At 36.0% G+C, this 19794-nt stretch carries 17 protein-coding genes and 3 pseudogenes; 14 read left to right on the top strand and 6 right to left on the bottom strand.

Translation table 11 applies throughout. The annotated features are described in order from the left end of the window. Positions 1-10: 10 nt before the first annotated feature. Positions 11-988, bottom strand: coding sequence for a Gfo/Idh/MocA family protein (locus RGF10_RS19435; protein WP_318505066.1), 978 nt, complete (start codon positions 986-988; stop codon positions 11-13). Positions 989-1061: 73 nt separating this feature from the next. Continuing rightward, positions 1062-2057 (bottom strand): annotated as a pseudogene (locus RGF10_RS19430) (Gfo/Idh/MocA family oxidoreductase); the annotation flags it as partial. A 243-nt stretch (positions 2058-2300) separates the two neighbouring features. Here RGF10_RS19430 and RGF10_RS19425 point away from each other — a divergent pair. After that, positions 2301-3158 carry a MurR/RpiR family transcriptional regulator gene (locus RGF10_RS19425; protein ID WP_318505065.1) on the top strand — a complete coding sequence of 286 codons (858 nt, stop codon included), beginning with the start codon at positions 2301-2303 and terminating at the stop codon, positions 3156-3158. A 116-nt stretch (positions 3159-3274) separates the two neighbouring features. Here the strand turns inward: RGF10_RS19425 and RGF10_RS19420 are convergent, their stop codons facing one another. Continuing rightward, positions 3275-3553 (bottom strand): AbrB/MazE/SpoVT family DNA-binding domain-containing protein, encoded by a 279-nt coding sequence (locus RGF10_RS19420; RefSeq protein WP_318505064.1) that lies wholly within the window; start codon positions 3551-3553, stop codon positions 3275-3277. 581 nt (positions 3554-4134) lie between these two features. Continuing rightward, a pseudogene (locus tag RGF10_RS19415) lies at positions 4135-5002 on the bottom strand (SDR family oxidoreductase). A gap of 409 nt (positions 5003-5411) precedes the next feature. On the opposite strand from RGF10_RS19415, the gene RGF10_RS19410 reads away from it, so the two are divergent. Then, positions 5412-5852 carry an Rrf2 family transcriptional regulator gene (locus RGF10_RS19410; protein ID WP_318505063.1) on the top strand — a complete coding sequence of 147 codons (441 nt, stop codon included), beginning with the start codon at positions 5412-5414 and terminating at the stop codon, positions 5850-5852. Between the two features lie 50 nt (positions 5853-5902). Here the strand turns inward: RGF10_RS19410 and RGF10_RS19405 are convergent, their stop codons facing one another. Beyond that, the gene (locus RGF10_RS19405; protein ID WP_318505062.1) at positions 5903-6262 is read right to left on the bottom strand and encodes a Lin0512 family protein; all 360 of its coding nucleotides are present in this window, start codon (positions 6260-6262) and stop codon (positions 5903-5905) included. A gap of 215 nt (positions 6263-6477) precedes the next feature. On the opposite strand from RGF10_RS19405, the gene RGF10_RS19400 reads away from it, so the two are divergent. The 8 genes from RGF10_RS19400 to RGF10_RS19365 all read left to right on the top strand — a co-directional run bounded on the left by RGF10_RS19400 (position 6478) and on the right by RGF10_RS19365 (position 13013). Next, complete coding sequence (locus RGF10_RS19400; RefSeq protein ID WP_318505061.1) at positions 6478-6732, top strand: hypothetical protein; 255 nt, start codon at positions 6478-6480, stop codon at positions 6730-6732. A 283-nt stretch (positions 6733-7015) separates the two neighbouring features. Then, entirely contained in the window at positions 7016-7573 is a 558-nt protein-coding gene (locus RGF10_RS19395; protein WP_318509593.1) for a shikimate kinase, read from the top strand. 215 nt (positions 7574-7788) lie between these two features. After that, on the top strand, positions 7789-8013 hold the full coding sequence (locus RGF10_RS19390) for a hypothetical protein (RefSeq protein WP_318505060.1): 225 nt from the start codon (positions 7789-7791) through the stop codon (positions 8011-8013). Positions 8014-8224: 211 nt separating this feature from the next. Further along, on the top strand, positions 8225-8986 hold the full coding sequence (aroD, locus tag RGF10_RS19385) for a type I 3-dehydroquinate dehydratase (RefSeq protein ID WP_318505059.1): 762 nt from the start codon (positions 8225-8227) through the stop codon (positions 8984-8986). A 333-nt stretch (positions 8987-9319) separates the two neighbouring features. Next, entirely contained in the window at positions 9320-10198 is an 879-nt protein-coding gene (locus tag RGF10_RS19380; protein ID WP_318505058.1) for a shikimate dehydrogenase, read from the top strand. A 38-nt stretch (positions 10199-10236) separates the two neighbouring features. Further along, positions 10237-11445 (top strand): MFS transporter, encoded by a 1209-nt coding sequence (locus RGF10_RS19375; protein WP_318505057.1) that lies wholly within the window; start codon positions 10237-10239, stop codon positions 11443-11445. 343 nt (positions 11446-11788) lie between these two features. Then, entirely contained in the window at positions 11789-12778 is a 990-nt protein-coding gene (locus tag RGF10_RS19370; RefSeq protein ID WP_318505056.1) for an MFS transporter, read from the top strand. Continuing rightward, the gene (locus tag RGF10_RS19365; protein ID WP_318509576.1) at positions 12660-13013 is read left to right on the top strand and encodes an MFS transporter; all 354 of its coding nucleotides are present in this window, start codon (positions 12660-12662) and stop codon (positions 13011-13013) included. The genes RGF10_RS19370 and RGF10_RS19365 overlap by 119 nt, the downstream gene beginning before the upstream one ends. A 192-nt stretch (positions 13014-13205) precedes the next feature. Here the strand turns inward: RGF10_RS19365 and RGF10_RS19360 are convergent, their stop codons facing one another. Next, positions 13206-14117 carry a LysR family transcriptional regulator gene (locus tag RGF10_RS19360; protein ID WP_318505055.1) on the bottom strand — a complete coding sequence of 304 codons (912 nt, stop codon included), beginning with the start codon at positions 14115-14117 and terminating at the stop codon, positions 13206-13208. A gap of 310 nt (positions 14118-14427) precedes the next feature. On the opposite strand from RGF10_RS19360, the pseudogene RGF10_RS19355 reads away from it, so the two are divergent. The 4 genes and pseudogenes from RGF10_RS19355 to RGF10_RS19340 all read left to right on the top strand — a co-directional run bounded on the left by RGF10_RS19355 (position 14428) and on the right by RGF10_RS19340 (position 19499). Further along, positions 14428-16478, top strand: a pseudogene (locus tag RGF10_RS19355) (FAD-dependent oxidoreductase). 187 nt (positions 16479-16665) lie between these two features. After that, positions 16666-17529, top strand: a complete 864-nt coding sequence (locus tag RGF10_RS19350; protein WP_318505054.1) for a shikimate dehydrogenase — start codon at positions 16666-16668, stop codon at positions 17527-17529. 287 nt (positions 17530-17816) lie between these two features. Next, entirely contained in the window at positions 17817-19028 is a 1212-nt protein-coding gene (locus RGF10_RS19345) for an acyl-CoA dehydrogenase family protein (RefSeq protein ID WP_318505053.1), read from the top strand. A gap of 93 nt (positions 19029-19121) precedes the next feature. Next, positions 19122-19499, top strand: a complete 378-nt coding sequence (locus RGF10_RS19340; protein WP_318505052.1) for a hypothetical protein — start codon at positions 19122-19124, stop codon at positions 19497-19499. Positions 19500-19794 lie beyond the last annotated feature (295 nt).

Raw genomic sequence — 19794 nt, 5'->3', positions numbered from 1 at the left:
CTTTTAAAAATTAACCTAACTTAATTCCTGCATCAACTAATGCTTTCTCGACTATTTCCATCACAATTTGGCTCTGTTCTAACATATAATCGGCTTTAGTGTAATCACTTTCCTTGATCATTCTTGCAAACTCACAAAATTCTTCATACATCCTGTGGGGATGGATTTTATTATCGATGATTTGGCTGTCCTCATCATTCATATTCAACACAAAAGAATCACATACGTTAGCTGGCCCGTTTAATACAATGGATCCTTTATCGCCTTGAATTAGAGTGCGTATCGGTGCTGTCGAGTCTTTTGCACCAATACATGCTACTTTACAGGTAGAATAGTTTAATAAAAGAATACCAGAAGTATCAATATCCCTCTCAACGTTTGCAAGATAAGTGACCGAAGTAGGCTTTCCTAAAATTCCAACCACAAAGTGGATATTGTATATATTTAGGTCCATTAATGCTCCTCCACCTGCTTTAGGATTAAAAGCTGGCAAGATTTCACCTTTTTTGAAAGCATTATAGCGAGATGAATATTGAGAATAATTACATTCAATGATTTTCAAATCTCCTAGATGATTAACGGATTCTTTAATTGCTAAGTAATTTGATAAATACTGCGTCGTGATCGCTTCAAGCAAAATGAGCTTATTTTTTTTAGCAATGTTTCTTAGCTCAGTAAACTCAGAAAGTTTTAAAGTAAATGGTTTTTCACAAATGACATTCTTTCCTCTTAATAAGGCTTCTTCTGTAAAAGAATAATGCAGGTGATTAGGTAAACCAATATACAATGTGTCAATCTCTTGATCCATTAAGCATTCGCTATAAGCTGTGTATATTTTTCTAATTCCGTATTTACGCGACATTGCTTCCATTGTGGGTATAGCTTCTTCGGTGCCAAAGATGGCGACTAAGTCTGTATCTGGTAAATCTCCAGCCATCGTTAAATAATCAGTGACTATCTGACCAGAACCTAGTATGGCAAGTTTCATGTCAGTTCTCACTTTCTTTAATGTATGATGACGATGCGTCAGTAGTATTAGAATGTAGACTTTCTATTTTATTGATACCTTCCTCTAAAATCTCCATTTGTCTTATCGTTTCTTCATCCTTAATAATTTTTTCGTTTCCATTTAAAATTGATTGATAAACACCTTCATAAACTTGTCCGTAATCACCAACTTCTGACATCACTTTTTCTTCATGATAGTTTCCTGCTTCATCAACAAAAGTTAGAATTCCATAGTGTTCTGGTAAATCAATACCGAAATCCTCGTTAGTCGGCATATAAAATAGTTTCAAATGTTCTTCTTGTCGATCTTTTGTCTGTTTAACAAAAACTCCTCTATTCCCATATACGACAAAGCTAGGACGTTCTTTCAAACGGAAATAGCTGGATTTAATAGAAACTTTTTTAGAGTCATAAAAGAAGTCCAAATCAAAATAGTCATTCATATGTCCTTTTCCAAGAAGTTGTCTAACATCATAAGTAATAGTATTCGGATTACCAAAGAAAGATAAAACTTGATCGATCGTATGACATCCGTGTCCATATAAATAGCTGAATCCCCTTGAAAATTTCACAGACTTTGGTACTTCAGGTCTAAAATAATCATAGTGCATTTCAACTTCTAAAATATCACCTAGTACTCCACTATTAATGACCTTTTGTACTGTTAGGAAATCTGAATCAAATCGGCGATTTTGATAACATTGAATAAATAGATTTTTTTCTTTTGCATAGGCAAATAACTCTTTTGCTTGTTCAGAGGTCTGTGTAAATGGCTTTTCGAGTAATACATGCTTTCCCTTATCTAAAGCAAGTTTAGCGTAATGATAGTGGTATTCTAATGGGGTACAAATGACGACTAATTGAATCTCATCGTCCTTCCAGACTTTTTCTAAATCATCAACATAATTTACTTCTGGTATCTTCTCCCAAGCGCTGTTGTTTCGTGGTGAATAAATAGTTTTCACACGAATATTTTCATTTTTTAATGAAAATGGTAAGTGATAACGGTTGGTGCTTTTTCCGTTTCCGATATAGCCTATTGTTAACATTAATATTCCTCCAATTCACTTTTGGTAGCTTGATTATAGATGTGATAAAAAGGGTTGGATACACTTTTAAACTAATTAGGATCTCGTTTTCAATAATAGTTTAATTGAGTGTTATTTGGCTGAACATAATGTTTAAAGAAGAGTTAATTTGGGCGATTTGGTATATTATTCATAAATAATAATCATTTTGTATTATGAGTGATTTACTTTAGTGGTTATCGTAAATCCATATGGAGGAGAGACATGACTTTATTAAAGAAGCTTGAACAAAAGCAAAACTTTACTGACACTGAAATAAGGATTGCTGATTATATATTAATAAACCTTGAGGATGTTCCGAATATGTATATTAAAGAGCTTGCAGAAAACGCATTTACCTCTCACTCTGCAATTATTAGACTATGTCAGAAATTAGGATTCTCAGGTTATAGAGATTTCAAAGTAACATTAATCCATGAAATTCAAAGTAATAAACACGCATTTGCACATGTTGACCCTAATTTTCCGTTTCTACCAAATGACAGTTCAATCAACATTGCGAAGAAGATGGCGGATTTGACAATTGAAACAATCAGAAAGACTTTAGTGAAACTAGATAAGAATCAATTAAATAAAGCAGTAGAAATGATCAAAAATGCTAACAGAATTTACCTTTTTGGGAGTGGGGACTCTCAGATCCGTGCTCGGAGCTTTCAAAACAAGTTTGTTAAAATTAACAAACACTTAATCATTGCTGATGAGTATGGGGAAGCAACATGGAATGCATTAAACTTGGACAAAACGGATTGTGCTATTTTTATTAGCTATGCTGGTCACTCGATTTTTCACCTGAAAATACTTAAATATTTAGCTGCAATGAAAATTCCTACGATCATTTTAACTGGTAATTCGGAATCGATGATGTCTAAAATGTGTGAGTTAACAATTGAGGTGCCTTATGATGAATATGACTTTTTAAAAGTGGGGACCTTTTCTTCCCAAATATCATTTGAATATATTCTTGATACATTATTTTCAATTGTTTATGCGAAGGATTATACCAAAAACCTCCATAACCTAAAGAAAAAGGAAGAGGTATTTAGAAAATGGGATCTGCTTTAAATAATACGTAATCAATTTGTTCTTGGTTTTCCAAGTATCCAACTGTAACAAGTTAAGAAAATTTGAAGAAAAAGAACCTATCAATCTAGGTTCTTTTCTTACTACTTAGATAAAATTTACAGATTAAATGCTTCCTTGATTTCATTTAGGAGTTGTTTTGCTCCATTGGGACTTAACACGATTCGTCCATTTGAAAAACTTTGGTTTTGATCGGTTTCATCCCCCGTTACAACACAGGTCATATTTTCTCTATGTTTCTGTAAGATAATCTTATCCTCATTAACATAAATTTCGAGAGGGTCTTTTTCTGCAATTTCTAAAGTTCTCCTTAACTCAATTGGAATAACAATTCTTCCTAATTCGTCAACTTTACGAAGAATACCAGTAGATTTCATGTTCGTCTCCCCTTTGTCCTTGTTCAAAGATTATTCCTATCAGTTAAATAAACATAGAAACAATTACTATATTACAAACCTGTTTGTAAAAGGTCAACAAACATGATAGTTGCAGAAATGATGGTGAAAATATGTAATTGTAAATTGAGTGGAAAATAATATTTAACCTAGAATAATATTTTAAAAAATTAACACATAAAAAAACTCCATCAATTGTTAAGAATTTTTTACCAAATAATTACAGTAGTTAAAACTTTAGTGAAAATATACAAATTTTCCGCAAAAAACACAAAAAAGTTGTTATCAATTTGGATAAAAAAACAAATTCATAAACGACGAAGATTTATTAGGTTCTATATTTTAAAGAAGTGTGTGTTGGTGTAAAGACTGGATTGGATCGATGATTCTTTTAGAAAAATGGTCATTTCCAATTTATTCACATAAATTTACAGAAAAAATTTTTAAAAAATTCATTTGTTCCTTTTTAAATTTTAGAGAGGATTTATTAAAAGGTGGGATGAATCAAAAAGACCCCTCTGATTAAATTTCAGAAAGGTCATTTATCGAAACTATTTTATGCTTTATTTTGAGAGTTCATTTACAATTTGAGCAAGCCCTTCATTGATAGGAGTTGCAGGTCGGCCAAGCAGCTTTTCAAAATCGTTGCTTTCAATTTCTAATGATCCTTCGCGAATACCTTGTTGGATACCGACTAGAAAAGGAATTAGAAAATCAGGTAATCCAGCACTTGTCATGATACTTGCATAAGTTGTGTCATCAACATGCTGAATAGGTACTTCATTTCCTAAAATAGTACTAAGGATTGCAACAAGCTCGTCTTGAGTCACTGGTTTTCCAGAAAGCTCGTAGACCGTATTTTCATGTCCGTCCCCAGCCAATACAGCCGCCGCAGCTTCTGCATAATCCTGTTGCAATGCCCAACCCACCTTGCCGGAAGCCGGCTGATGTCACCCACGGAGTACCTGCTAATACACCTTGAATGCCACTGCTTTCGTTTTCTAGATACCAGTTATTACGTAGGAAGGAATATGGAATTCCTGTTTTTAAAATCGCTTCTTCAGTAGCGCGATGAGGAGGAGCAAGGAACATTGTCGTTTCAGTTGCATTGGCAATACTTGTGTAAGCGATGAATTGTACCTTTGCCTGCTCCGCAGCAGCAACGGCATTGGTGTGCTGACGAATTCTTGTTTCGTTGTCACCATCTGCAGAAATGATTAATAAACGGTCAATTCCAGCAAATGCTGATGTCAATGTTTCAGGTTGGTCAAAATCTCCATGACGAACTTCTACACCTCGAGCGCGCAATGCTTCTGCCTTCTCAGGGTTACGAACACTAACAGCCAGCTCGCTTGCTGGAACTGTTTTTAATAAAGACTCCACTACTTTCGTGCCTAGTTTCCCAGTTGCACCCGTTACTAATATTTTCATTTTCTATTCCTCCAATATGAATTAGTAAGATTTTTGATTAAGTTGTAACTATTTTGATTACCTGTAATCATAATAGTTACTTTTACTGTTTTTGTCAACAGAGTAAAAACAACTTTTCTTGTTAATATATACAATTATTAAGGTATAATAAGATGTAATCACTTTAATTACATGAAAATCGTACTTTTTTATGGTTGTGTTAAATAAGAGTGTTGATTTCCGCTCCAGGTGCTTCGCTTTCCGCGGGGCGGGCGGTGAGCCTCCTCGTCGCTATCGCTCCTGCGGGGTCTAACCAGTCCCGCTGCTCCCGCAGGAGTCTTCGCATCTTCCGCTCCAATCAACTTGTGCCAAAAACAACAATAAGCTTTAACACAGCCTTTTTTATAAATAGATCAGGAAGGTGAATACGATGTCTATTAGCAGTCGGTTTGCTGTTGGAATTCATATACTTACTCTTATTGAGTTTAATAAAGAGATGGTAAACTCGTCAGAATTTATTGCAGAAAGTGTGAACACAAATCCTGTTGTGATCAGAAAAATTATGGGTATGCTTAAAAAGGCAGGCTTAGTAGAGGTTCATCCTGGTATCGCCTGGGCAAAATTAGCAAAGAATTTAGCGGATATAACCTTGCTTGACGTGTATAAGGCGGTTAATGTTGTACAGGAGAAGGAATTGTTTAGTGTACATGAAAATCCTAATCCAGCTTGTCCAGTTGGCCGGAACATTCAAGATACGATCGTCCCGCTGTTATCAACAGCTCAACTAGCATTAGAGAAGGTACTCGAAAATGTAACCATTGAAGATGTAGTGAAAGATATAAATACAAAAGAGGTAGAAAATAATCGTTAATTTAAGAGCTCAACCCTTGATTTAAAAGGGGATGAGCTCTTTTTCAATTTTTAATACCCAACTTCAACCGATGCCACAGCAATATACATCAAATCATTTTTGTCTCCCTTATCCTCGAGGACAATCCCACTTGTTGTCAGCATACCACCCACCATCGTTTCCACTGTCACTTGTCCGTAAGGCAAAACCGCTTTAACCGCTTCTACATCCAGTTTCTCCATATCACAAGGTAAGGCAAGTTTAACATTTACTTTCATATTTTCTGTTGTGTTACCTGGTAGGACAGTGCGGATACCTGGCATTGAATTAAAATGAATGGCATTTTGTACGGCACGTACTGCTGCCTTTGTGATGTTCTGACCGTGCACATCAATTCCCATGCCAGTTTCAATAAACATGATTTTTTCCATACAAATGATCCCCCTTATTTTGACTTTTCCATTTAATTCTAGCGCATGATTAAATTTTATGTCATTTCTAAAGCAAGAAATTTTATCCATTTATGGTAGATCGTTTTAGGATATCAAACCCTATAATGATGTTCTTAGAAAATTCACAAATTTTGGCGTTTGTTAGCTCCAAAATCAATTATTCTAAATGTGTAAACATTTGGGAGGTGCTTGAATTGTATAAACTGCAAATTTGTAATGCTCAAACCCAAGAAATAGTGCGTGAAAAAACGTATAAAAAACCTGAGCTCCTACTAAGTTTTTTTGATTTAGCTGAAAGTGGTCACGAATGTTTAGTGTTTGATGAGAATCTAAAAACCTTCAAGGGTGATTATATTTCACATGCCACCTTTGATGAAGGGGACTGCAAGGTCTATAAAGGCTTTTTTCAGCTTCAAGAATCGGAAATACAGGCAAGAATGTCAAATTAAAATAACATACAATATATTTTTTTAAGCAAGGAGGGCTCATCGAATGGGTCCTCCATTTTTAAATTATATCTATCGAAATGTTAGTTTTTATTTTTAATTTTTTTTAGTAGAGCATTATAGTAAAATAAAAAAGTTTTTCGACAAAATTATCTTAATAATTGAACAATGGATTAATTGACTGATGTATAATGAAGACAGTAAAGATAATGACTTTAATCTGTAGCCTAGCTCCACTTTAATCAAAATTAGGTGGAAAGGTTTTTCATAAATAGGAGGTTGAAGGCTGTTGGTCAATCGTGAAGTCCCATTGAGAGAAAGAAGTATCGTATTTATAGGATTCATGGGAGTAGGCAAAACTACTATAGGGAAGAGAGTAGCAAAAAAGCTATATCGGGATTTTATCGATGTCGATGAAGAAATTGAAAAGGAATATGGAATGCCTGTTTCACAAATATTTAATAAACTTGGTGAAAAAGCATTTCGCGAAAGGGAGAAAAATTTAATTACGGACTTATGTAAGCATAAATTAAAAATTATTTCTCTCGGAGGTGGAGCCTTTTTACAAGAGGATATTCGAAAGGTATGTTTATCCGAATGTATTGTCTTCTTTTTAGACTTGTCCTGGGAAGGTTGGAAAGATCGAATTAGTTTAATTATTGATAGCCGACCAGTTCTACAAGGAAAATCGATTGAAGAAATAGAAGAGCTATTTTATAAACGGCAAGAAATCTACTCTGTTCACCATTCAAAGGTTGAAACGGATAACCATGATAGTGAAGAGGTCGCCGATTATATTGTCGATTCATTAAAGTTAGCTTGGGAGTTACATGAACCAAGGTAACTTTAATATTTTATCGTGTTGTAAAGTTCAATTGAAATTTAATATATAAAAAGCTAGTATTTTTGAGCCCAACATTAGTTATAAGAAATTGTTCAATAAACTTTGTATTTATTATGACATTTTTCATAGGCAGTTGCTTGTCGTCATGCAATTCATTTAGTATGTACCATAAACATGAAGGAAACTGACGTAATTGCTTGATGAGGAGTGTTAGTATGGTCACTATCAATGATGAAATGTTAAGTGCGTTAGGATATGATGCCATCGATTTGATCCTAGGAATTGATTCTACGATATTATCGGAAACTGAAAAACGTATGTTAGTAAACCTTATTCTTCTGTCAAATGAGGATGAATTGATTTGGGCTAAAATTAAGAATATATTCGAGGTAGAGACGGAAGATTTTGTTACAAAAATGTTAGAATTAGCAAAAATATAATCTATTTAAGCAAAAGAAATAATCGACCTACTGTATATGGGTAGGAGATTATTTCTTTTTTTATATATAGTTATTTTCTATGGATATTACGAAAAATATGAATTAGACTTTAAAAAAGAGTCGTAGCATAATGAGATTGTACAATATTTCACAAAGTTAATTAGGAAGATAATTGTTTAGCCATAATAAATTAAAAAGGGTGAGTGAGATTATGAGCACACTGACTATAAAGGATATGACGATTGGAGAAGGAATTCCCAAAATTATTGTCCCTTTAGTAGGAGTATCTGAGCAACAAATATTAGAAGAAGCAAAATTAGTAAAGGACTTACAACCTGATGTTGTGGAATGGCGTGTTGATATATATGAACACGTAGAAGATTTAAACGCTGTAAAAAAAATGATTGCAAAATTACGCGAAGAATTATCTGAAACACTGATTCTTTTTACTTTTAGAAGTCATAAAGAAGGTGGTAACAAAGAGATCAGTGACAGTTTTTATGTTGAACTGAATCAGACAGCCATTCGTACGAGAAACATTGATTTTGTTGATGTAGAGTTATTTAATGAAGCAGAGAATGTGAAGGCAATTGTGTCGGTGGCAAAAGAGAATGGGGTTTTAGTCATTATGTCTAACCATGATTTCTTTAAAACGCCTCCAAAGGGAGTAATCATTGAGCGTCTACGCAAAATGCAAGAATACGGGGCAGATATCCCGAAAATTGCCGTAATGCCAACAAGTATTGAAGATGTAATCACATTAATCGACGCAACAAATACGATGAAAACAAAATATGCGGATCGACCACTTATCACCATGTCAATGGGAGGTACAGGAGTGATCAGTCGTTTGGCTGGAGAAGTATTTGGTTCTGCATTCACTTTTGGTGCTGGAAAAGCTGCTTCTGCCCCAGGACAAATTCCTGTTGCAGAATTAAGAACAGTGTTGGAAATTCTACACAAAAGCATGTAATTTTGTAAGGGAAGAGGACATATGAACTTGTTATCTTCCCTTATTTTAAAGGATTCATGAATGGGAAGGTGTCCTGTTCTAATTCGTTAGGTGGATCAAAAACATAGATAAAAACTATGAATAATGATGTAATTTTCAATTAGATTTATATATTTTTATGATTTATACTCAATTCATCAAGACGATGTACCAAATGAATACCCCTAGTGAATGATCGAAACAAAGATTTTTTATAGACAAGTATGTGAAATCATTCACAAAATGTTCGAATTATAGCTTTACAAAAATTCAAAATGAAATCAATTCTAAAAAAGAATGTAGGAGGAACTTTTCATGGCAGATCTTGGACGTATTGATGGCAGAACAAAATTACTAGGGCTCTTAGCAACCCCGATTGGTCACTCATTATCACCAGCAATGCATAATATGTCACTTAGAAAATTGGGACTTAATTATGCTTACATGGCTTTCGAGGTTGGCAACGCTCAATTAGCTGATGTTGTAACAGGGATGCGCGCTCTAAATGTGAGAGGCTTTAACGTATCCATGCCGAATAAAACAAAAATTCTTCCGCTTTTGGATGAACTTTCACCAGCAGCTCAATTTGCAGGAGCCGTTAACACAGTAGTGAACGAAGATGGGAAACTAATCGGTCATATTACTGATGGTACAGGTTATATGCGATCATTAAAGGAAAACGGAATTGATGTGGTTGGAAAGAAAATGACTCTTCTCGGTGCAGGGGGAGCAGCTACAGCGATTGCCATTCAAGCAGCATTAGACGGAGTTGCTGAGATTTCAATCTTTAACCGTGATGATGAATTTTTTGCAAGAGCTGAAAAAAATGCCCGAATTATTAATGAAGAGATGAAAGAAGTAAATTGCAAAGCAACTGTTTATCACCTTGATGATATTGAAACTTTGAAAGCTGAAATTGCTAGCAGTGACATTTTAACAAATGCAACGGGTGTTGGAATGAAACCTTTAGAAGATCAAAGCCTGATTCAAGATGTTTCTTGGCTTCGCCCAGAATTGATTGTATCGGATGTTGTATATATTCCACGTAAGACTAAGCTTCTTGAAATGGCTGAAGAAGTTGGATGTCAAACGCTAAATGGCTTAGGTATGATGCTATGGCAGGGTGCGAAAGCATTTGAGATTTGGACAGGTCAAGAAATGCCTGTGGACTATGTGAAAGAGCAAATGTTTTAAACTTTTGCCCTCAAAAAATGAAAAGGGAGTTGTACCCCATGAAAAACAGGTACTTACCAACAGCAATTGTCCTTTATATTAACTATTTTGTTCATGGTATGGGCGTAATTATCCTAGCTCAAAACATGAAATTCTTAACTGAGCAGCTTCACACAGATAATGCTGGGGTAGCTTATGTCATCTCTGCATTAGGGATTGGCCGCTTAATTGCATTATTTTTATCAGGTGCCCTATCTGATAAATTCGGTCGTAAGCCTTTTGTTTCAATCGGAATGGGGATATACGCATTGTTCTTTATTGGAATATTGTTTAGCCCGAATGTCCAAGTTGCTTTTGTTTTTGCCTTAATTGCAGGTATTGCGAATTCAGTTTTAGACTCAGGAACATATCCAGCCTTAATGGAATCTTTCCCAAAATCAGCTGGTACTGCAAACGTAATAATCAAAGCTTTTATCTCTGGCGGTCAATTTGCTCTTCCAATGATTATCGGTTTTATTATTAACAATGATTTATACTATGGTATTTCTTTCATTATTCCACTTGCTATCTTTGCACTGAATGGGATTTTCCTTGCTAAAATGAAATTCCCATCGATGATTTCAAGCAACGAAGGAGCAGCTGAGACAGAAACAGCATTTGCATCGAAACCGAAGTTTTGGGTTGAAGGTCTCGCAATCATTCTAATTGGTTATACAGCTACCGCAACTTTCTATCTGATTCAAGTATGGCTTCCAACCTATGGTCAAGAGGTAGTAGGAATGCCTGAAGTAACGGCACTTAAGTTAATTAGTTATTATAGTTTAGGTTCATTAGCTTCTGTATTTCTTACATCTTATCTAGTTAAGAGTTTGGTTAAACCAGTGACAATTGTGTTAATTTACCCTTTAGTCTCCTTTATTACATTATTGGCTATATGGCAAGTTCAAACTCCAACAATGGTTGTAATCGGCGCAGCTTTAATTGGTTTCTTTGCAGCAGGAGGAGTTTTACAATTAGCATTAACTGTAATGGCAGAGTTCTTCAAACAAGGGAAAGGTAAAATTACAGGTATTGTGTACACATCTTCAAGTTTAGCTTCCTTTACGATCCCGGTTGTAACTGGAATCCTTTCAAAGACTAGTGTTGAGAGCATTATCGTTTTTGATGCTGGGATTGCCTTCGTAGGAGTGCTACTTGCGATTGTTGTAAATGTACGTTATCGTAAAGTAATGAAACCGCAAGAAAAAGCATTAAAAATGAGTGCTTAATTTTATCAGCTATAGTTTAAGTTAATCACTACACTAGTAGTAGTGAGGCACTTTCGGTCCCGAATGTGGTCAAACCGAAAGTGCCTTATTTTTAAAAACTACTTGCTCACAAATTCACAAAGTTTACAATAGTAAATAGTGATGAAAAGTAGACGGTTTTTTTTCTATTTTGTGTCTACATAAATGGAATTCACAAAGCTGTAAATACCTATCTCAATCTAATCGCGATTTTAATATAAAATTATTTCAATGTTGTTAATAGTGTTAATGGGGTTGTTATATTGATAGCTATTTATTCCACAGTAAATTGTACGTAAACTTTGACTTAAAGGAGGACTTGATCATGAGAGGAAATAAATATATAGGTACTGTATCTGGACTTTATATAAATTATATTCTTTTTGGTATGGTAAACATCATTTTAGCTTCACATATGTCTTTTTTGTCCGAACAATTAAATACTGATAAATCAGGTGTGAGCTTTCTAGTTGCAGCCATGGGTATGGGCCGACTATTAACATTGTATATTGCCAGTGTGTTATCTGATAAGTTTGGTCGAAAACCTTTCGTTTTGGGCGCATCTATATTATTTATTGTTTTCTTGGTTGGGATCCCTCTAAGTCCAAGTGTTCCGGTTGCAGTTGTATTTTCATTTCTTGCCGGAGTGGCTATTTCGATGTCAGACTCAGGAACATATCCAGCACTAATGGAAGCTTTTCCAAAAACACCTGGTTCAGCAACTGTGTTAGTGAGAGGATTTGTTTCAGTTGGTTCAACGCTTTTACCACTTATTATTGTTTATTTTATGAACCATGAAATCTATTATGGATACTCGTTTTTCTTGCCAGCTCTTGTCTTTTTGTTCAGTTTTATCATTTTGAGCAAAATGAAGTTTCCTAGTCAATCTGCACAAGGACAAAACAGTGTGAAAAATGAACTTAATCCAGAAATGAACTATGTAAGCAAACCAAAGTTTTGGCAAGAAGGCGTTTGCCTAATTATCATCGGGTTTACGGGCCAGGCGTTACTTTATATTCTCCAACTATGGCTGCCAACCTTTGGGCAGGAGGTAGTGGGGTTAAACGAAGCAAATTCCTTGAAGCTATTAAGCTACTATAGTATTGGTTCACTCGCTTCAGTAATTACTTTAGTGCTTGTTCTGCATAGAATTGTTAAGCCAGTCACGGTTTTGCTTATTTACCCAGGTAATTTCGATTATCGCACTCTTATCTTTATTCGTTTTTCAGTCTTCAATAAGTATCATTATCATTTCTTTTGTGATTGGTTTTTCCATCTCAGGGGTTCTACAATTAGCCCTAACGGTTATGAATGAATTTTTCGGAGAAAGAAAGGGGCAAATCACAGGTGCACTGTATACATCGACCTCTCTAGCCTATACAATTGTTCCACTTATTACTGGCTTGATTGTGAAAGATGGAAATGTAACAGAAATCTTCTGGTTTGCCGTTTTCATTAATTTAGTCGGTATAATTAGTGCTGCCGTAGTTAATTATCGTTACATTAAAGTGTTTTTCCAAAAGAAAGTGACCATTGGAGAAGTAGCATAATCATTTAGTTTTATTCAAATTCAATTGAAAAATCCAGTGCCTGAATTTGGCACTGGATTTTTTACACTTTATGAAAGTATAAATTTTCAGCTATGATGCATATTCGACGTAGTGGAAAATTTTGGGATAAAAGTATAAGCGCAACTACGCCTCTGTCTTCGCCTTTCAGGCTCGCCAGTCGACGAGTTTTCTTTATGCATGTTTGCCTGTTTGTAAGTAAATCTCCTTTCCATAATTAATCGAGAAATTGCGAAAATGAGATGTTGCAGGAGACAGGTAACGATTTTTTATACTAGCGATATAAATAAAGCGTTGATGGGCAGGGTTTTTGATTGTTAATATCTTGACATTGAAATGGTCTAAAGAGGAAATCCGGGGCATAACTGCGATACCGTAATTGACAGATACAAGTCCTGCCATGGCATTGTCCTCTTCGACTTGACAGGCAATTTTGGGAGTTACATTTACTTTAGAAAATAAACTGTCAATTATGGGCCGTATTCCACTTCCTTCATTATAGAAAACGAATGGATAAGGAGCGGTTTCTCTTAAATCGATACTATCAAAGGCAGCCAACGGGTGGTTGAATGGAACAATAACCACCAGTTCTTGTTCGACAAGCGGAACAAAGTCAACGTCTGGCTCATTTTCGACAAAAGAGCAAAAAGCGATATCAAATTTTTCTTCCTTTAAATCTTTAATAATATTCTTTGTCGTCCCCTGATGAAAGGAGAATGAAATGTTTTTGAATGCTTCTTGTTCAGAAAATGCTTTGATCATAGTTGGGACAAAGTGAGGCCCTAAAGTATAAATAAAGGCTAAATCAATTAAACCGTGAGAGGGGCTTGTCAATTCTCGCAGTTTTTTTTCGCCCTTTTCAAGCTCCTCCAAGGCACGATTTACATAATCAAGATAAAACCGTCCGTATTTAGTCAGTCGAATGTTCCGTCCTTGTTTTTCAAATAAGTAAGTTCCTAGTTCTTTTTCCATTTCCGAAATAGCATGACTTAAACTTGGCTGAGTAATGGAAAGAGTTGCTGCAGCTTGGGTTATGTGTTCCATCTTGGCCAATACTCGAAAATATTGAAGTTGGCGTAAATTCATCTTGCCCCAATTCCTTTCACAATCAATTTGATATTTAGTATGATCCTAAATTATAGTTTTATTCTATGAATAAAGCTTTAAATATGAATTAGATTTATGATAGCAGAGGAAATATAATAAATCTATAGAAGCTTTCATTAACTTTGTGAAGAGATTAACAAACCTTTTTGTATCTTTAATCTCTTTATAAAAATCATAAACATTTACTAGATTGAATGTGAAATGTGTAACAAACTACGTCATTATTTGTGAATACATTCACAATTCAGACACAAACTTATTTGAAATTACCAATTTGGAGGAATGAAAAATGACTGAGTATCAGACTATTTTTTCACCACTTACTATTAAACGAATGACAATGAAAAATCGTATTGTTATGCCCCCAATGGGAACGAACTTTGCTGGTGCAAATGGAGAATTCAATGATCATCATATTAAATATTACGAGCAAAGAGCAAAAGGGGGCACTGGATTAATCATCATTGAAAATGCTTGTGTGGCCTTCCCACAAGGTTCAAATGGAACAACACAGCTTCGTATTGATCACGATATGTTTATTCCAGCGATGTACAGATTAACAGAAAAATTACACAATCACGGTGCAAAAGTAGCGATCCAAATTAATCATTCTGGAGCATCAGCAGTACCTGGAAAGAATTGGCGGTCAGCCTGTATCAGCTTCAGATATTCCTTCTAAAAAAGGTGGGGCTATTCCGAGACCATTAGAAAAAGAAGAGATTCTTGAGATCGTAGAACAATATGGAAAGGCAGCAAAAAGGGTTGTAGCAGCTGGTTTTGATGCAATTGAAATTCATGCTGGACACTCGTATCTACTTTGCCAATTCTTGTCACCTGTATACAATAAACGTACGGATGAGTTTGGTGGAAGCTATGAAAATAGAGCACGATTTACGAGAATGGTTATTGATCGAATCCGAGCTGAAGTAGGACCATTTTTCCCAATCAGCTTAAGATTTAGTGCTGAGGAATTCGTAAAAGGTGGAAACACATTAGAAGACACCTTAAATATTTTAGAGTATTTAAATGATGAAGTGGATATTTTTAACGTTTCAGCTGCCTTAAATGATACTTTGCAATTTCAAATCGACCAAATGAATCTTCCAGGATGGTTGGCGTTCATATATGGCCAAAGCTGTAAAAGAGAAATTTAATAAACCAACGATTGCTACAGGAAACATCCGAAATCCGAAGGTTGCTGAAAAGATTTTAGCAGAAGGTGCAGCTGATTTAATTGGTATGGGACGTGGCTTAATTGCCGATCCAAACTGGGTAGCTAAAGTAGAAAGCGGACAAGAAGACTCAATCAGAAAGTGTATCTCTTGTAACATCGGGTGTGCTGGCCATCGTATTGCGTTAAACCGCCCAATTAGATGTACAATCAATCCGGACTTATTTAATGGCGAGGAATACAAAGCACGTCAAGTCAAAAAACAAACCACAGTGGTTGTCATTGGTGGTGGAACTGCCGGACTTGAAGCCGCTTGTACTGCAGCTGAAGTGGGCTGTACGACTATTCTTTTTGAACAGAAATCTTATCTTGGCGGTTTAGCAGGCGAAATTTCAAGATTTCCAGATAAGAGAAGAATCGCCGATTTCCCTGAGTATCTTATTAGACGTGCTGAAAAATTAACAAACCTAATCGTGTTTACGAATACGAAAGCAGATGTTAAAACAATTGAGACCTTTAAGCCTGATGTGATTGTAAATGCTACAGGATCTAAACCATTACTTCCTCCAATTAAAGGTTTGTTAGAGAATATTGATAAAGGCGGAAAGGTTGCCTCTATTTTTGGCTTGTTAAACAAGATTCACGAAATTCCTAATGTTGAAGGGGAAAAAATCGCTGTCATTGGCGGTGGCGCGGTAGGACTTGATGTGGTTGAATTCTTCGCAGAAAAAGGCGCAGATTGCTCGATCGTTGAAATGATGCCATTACTTGGAAAAGATTTAGACGTTATTACTAGACTATCAATGATGTCAATGTTAGAAGAAAAGAATGTTGCAGTTCATACAAGTACTGCATTAACAGAAGTGGCAGAAGATCATTTTAAAGTGAAATTTAACGGTCAAGAATCCATTATCGATTTTGATTACGGCTTTGTCTGCTTGGGCATGAGACCGGAAAATCCAGGCTTAAGCGATTTACAAGCTTATTATTCACAAAAGAATGTTGAAGTTGTAAATATTGGAGACAGTTGGGCAACAAGAAAAATTATGGATGGTGTCCGTGAAGGGCGAAACATTCTTACAACATTAGAAAAAATAGGTGCATTTGAACCAGCATCAGGCAATGGCAATGAGAGACACGAAACACCGTTTGTAGTGGGAGCATACTAATCAATTGACTCCGCAAACCTTGTCTTTCTTGACAAATAATAGTTAATTATGAAAAAGTGGTAGGAGGGATTTTCCTCCTACCTTATATTATTTTAATAATGATTTTTAGTATAGCTTAATGTATAACCTAAGGATTATTGAGTGGGGAATCTATTTTTGGAAATTAGCATAAAAGGAATGAATCAACATGACATCACGGATTACCGGAAAAACAAAACTAATCGGGTTATTAGGAACACCCATCTCTCATAGCTTGTCTCCGACCATGCACAATGCAGCATTCACGAGACTTGGTTTAGACTATGTGTATTTAGCCTTTGAGATTGGGAATCAGTCTTTACCAGACGTTCTGAAAGGTCTTCGTGCCCTGAATGTACGAGGATTTAACGTGACGATGCCTAACAAGACTTTAGTGTGTAAATACCTAGACAAACTGTCGCCAGCAGCGGAACTTGCAGGGGCTGTTAATACGGTTGTAAATGATGGGGGTATTCTAACGGGCCATATTACGGATGGAATAGGGTATATGCGTGGGTTGAAAGAAGCGAACATCGATATTATTGGGAAAAAAATGACGATTGCAGGTAGCGGTGGCGCAGCTACTGCTATTTGTATTCAGGCAGCATTGGATGGAGTAAGCGAAATCTCCATTTTTAATAAAAAGGATGAATTTTATTACCGTGCTGAAAAAACCGCAATTGATATAACAAGTAAAACAAACTGTAAAGTTAAAATCTATGATATTGACGATTTAGATCAATTACGTGAAGAAATTTCTGGTAGCTGCATTTTTACTAACGCTACTTCGGTTGGGATGAAACCATTAGAAGGAGAAACGGTAATCCCTGATCCAACAATGTTACATTCAGACCTAGTTGTGTCGGATATTATTTACATTCCCAAAAAAACAAGACTATTAGAAATGGCAGAAGAACAGGGCTGCCGCACGATTAATGGCTTAGCAATGATGCTTTGGCAAGGGGCAAAAGCGTTTGAAATTTGGACGGGAGAAGAAATGCCAGTGGATGAAATGAATAAACTTCTGTTTTAAAACAGGAATGAAATAACGAAAATAATTAGAAGTCCCGAAGAAACAAGAATCCTTCTCCTTGTTTCTTCGGGACTTATTTAGTTATTGGATATATGAATTTATGTTTAAAGGTAAATTTAGACTCAAAATGCCCATTTCTACATCATAACTATGGGATTCATTCGTTCCTTCTATTAATAGTGAGTATAGGTAATGAAATACGAATTAGTTTTAGAAATTTGCCCTTGATATAATTTAGATGTACAGAAAAGTACATAAAAAATTTAAGCACAAATAAGGAGGAAAACATGAGCACATTAACGTTAACGGAAAATAAGTGTAAATTAACCCCAGAACAATTTGAGGCTTATAAGATGCAGATTCGTACATTGGTTGAGGGCCGGTACGATGAAATGCAAAAAGAAATCGAGGTTACAAATAAGTTTCCTGAGGAATTCTATGAAACAAACATCAAAAATGATCTTTATCGTGCACCTCTTCCAGTAGAGTACGGCGGTTGGGGCCTCTCCGAGCAGCAGATTTTAGAGCTTCAAGAAGAATTTAGCCGTGGACCAGGTGGAATGCGCATGCATTTACACTATGCGATGGATTTGAACTGGCGTCCACTTTACGACTATGGAAGTGAAGAACTAAAAGCAGAGTACATGCCATTGTTCCAAGATAAAACGATTTTCACCAACTGGGCTGTTACCGAGGAAAAGGGCGGCACAGGGATGGATATTCAAACAACTGCTGTCAAGGACGGAGACGATTACATTATTAACGGGGAAAAGTTTTTAATCTCCCACACTGATTGTAGCAACTGGTCATATATTACATGTGTTACTAATCCTAATGGCGATAAAGACAACCGCCTTTCAACATTCATGGTTTCTGCGGATACACCAGGATATGAACTTACTCCTATGCCACACATGATGGGTGCGCGTGGTTCGGGTCATACAGGCCTTAAGTTTACTAACATGAGAGTTAACAAGAAATTTCTTTTAGGAAAAGAAGGTCAGGGTCTTGAAATTGCAATTCATTCCCTATCTGTTTCTCGTGTCCATATCGCGGCCAGCAACTTAGGAATGGCTCAACGGATGTTAGAAATGACGATTAAACGTGCTCATGATCGCGTTACCTTTGGCAAACCGATCATTGAACGTCAGGCTATTAGAATGAAGATTGCCGACATGTCTACTTATATTCACGCCCTTCGTACAATGGTTCGTGATTTTGCCAAGGACTACGAAGTGGATCCTGAAGGAGAATATATTGAAGAAAAGGCAGCTATGTGTAAATTATTTAGTATCCATGTCACTAAATTAGTTAGTGATGAGATGCTTGAAATTTTCGGTGGTATTGGCTACTTCGAAGACTGTGAATATGGTCCGGTTGAACGATTGTACCGCGATGCTCGTGCAATGTGGTTAGAGGAAGGTACTCCTACTGTACAACGTATTACCATTTCACGCCAAACAATTAAACACGGTGGAGTCTTAAAGTACGAGGACTAATCCAAAAACTTTTAGTACAGCAAGAGGGGCATCGAACTATACCGATGCCCCTCTATTTACAAAGGTAGCTCGACTAACAGGGAGGGCTGGAAATTGGTAGAAAGGGAATTTGGACCGCTAAGAAGTAAGGCATCAAGAAAACCTTGGCCGGAATGTCCTGATATCGTTATTTACCGCTGTAGTCATTGCGGTGGACTATATCAAGGGTTAGATTACAACGTGCCACCTCAAGAGCCGGTCTGCTGCAACGCAACTATGGAACGGCTGAAGCCGCTTAAATTGGAGGATGTGTTATCCGAGATCAATGTTGACTATCAGATTGTTGGCGGTCACAATCAGAATGCGGTCCAAGTATTCTGGGAGACAAAACAACTGTTTGACAAACCAGAGTGGATATTACTTAAAACCTTCTCCGGGGGTATATCAAGTATGTTACTTCAAAGAAACAGCCGCCCATGGTATTCCCGTTAGCGGACGAGGACGCCTATGTCTATTGTGACGAAAGCCCATGTCTACAGTGTGTTTTTCGTTGCAAACGAGGTTTTATCATCTATGTTTATATCAAATCAAGGGGTCTGTTAGAGGTTCCCTTAGAAAAGATGTCAGCACGATATTAAACCTTCATATCGTGCTGACAATAGGATGATTAAGTTCTCTAAATAAATAATGTCGTTAATTGCCTTATATTATTTTTTAAAAAGGAGAATCAACCTAAAAATTTTAATGCCCAAAAACTCTCTTTTTCTCTTTCTATATATATATCCTA

The organism is Bacillus sp. T3, assembly GCF_033449965.1.
Classification (GTDB): Bacteria; Bacillota; Bacilli; order Bacillales; family Cytobacillaceae; genus Bacillus_BU.
This window is presented reverse-complemented; position numbering and strand designations above follow the sequence as displayed.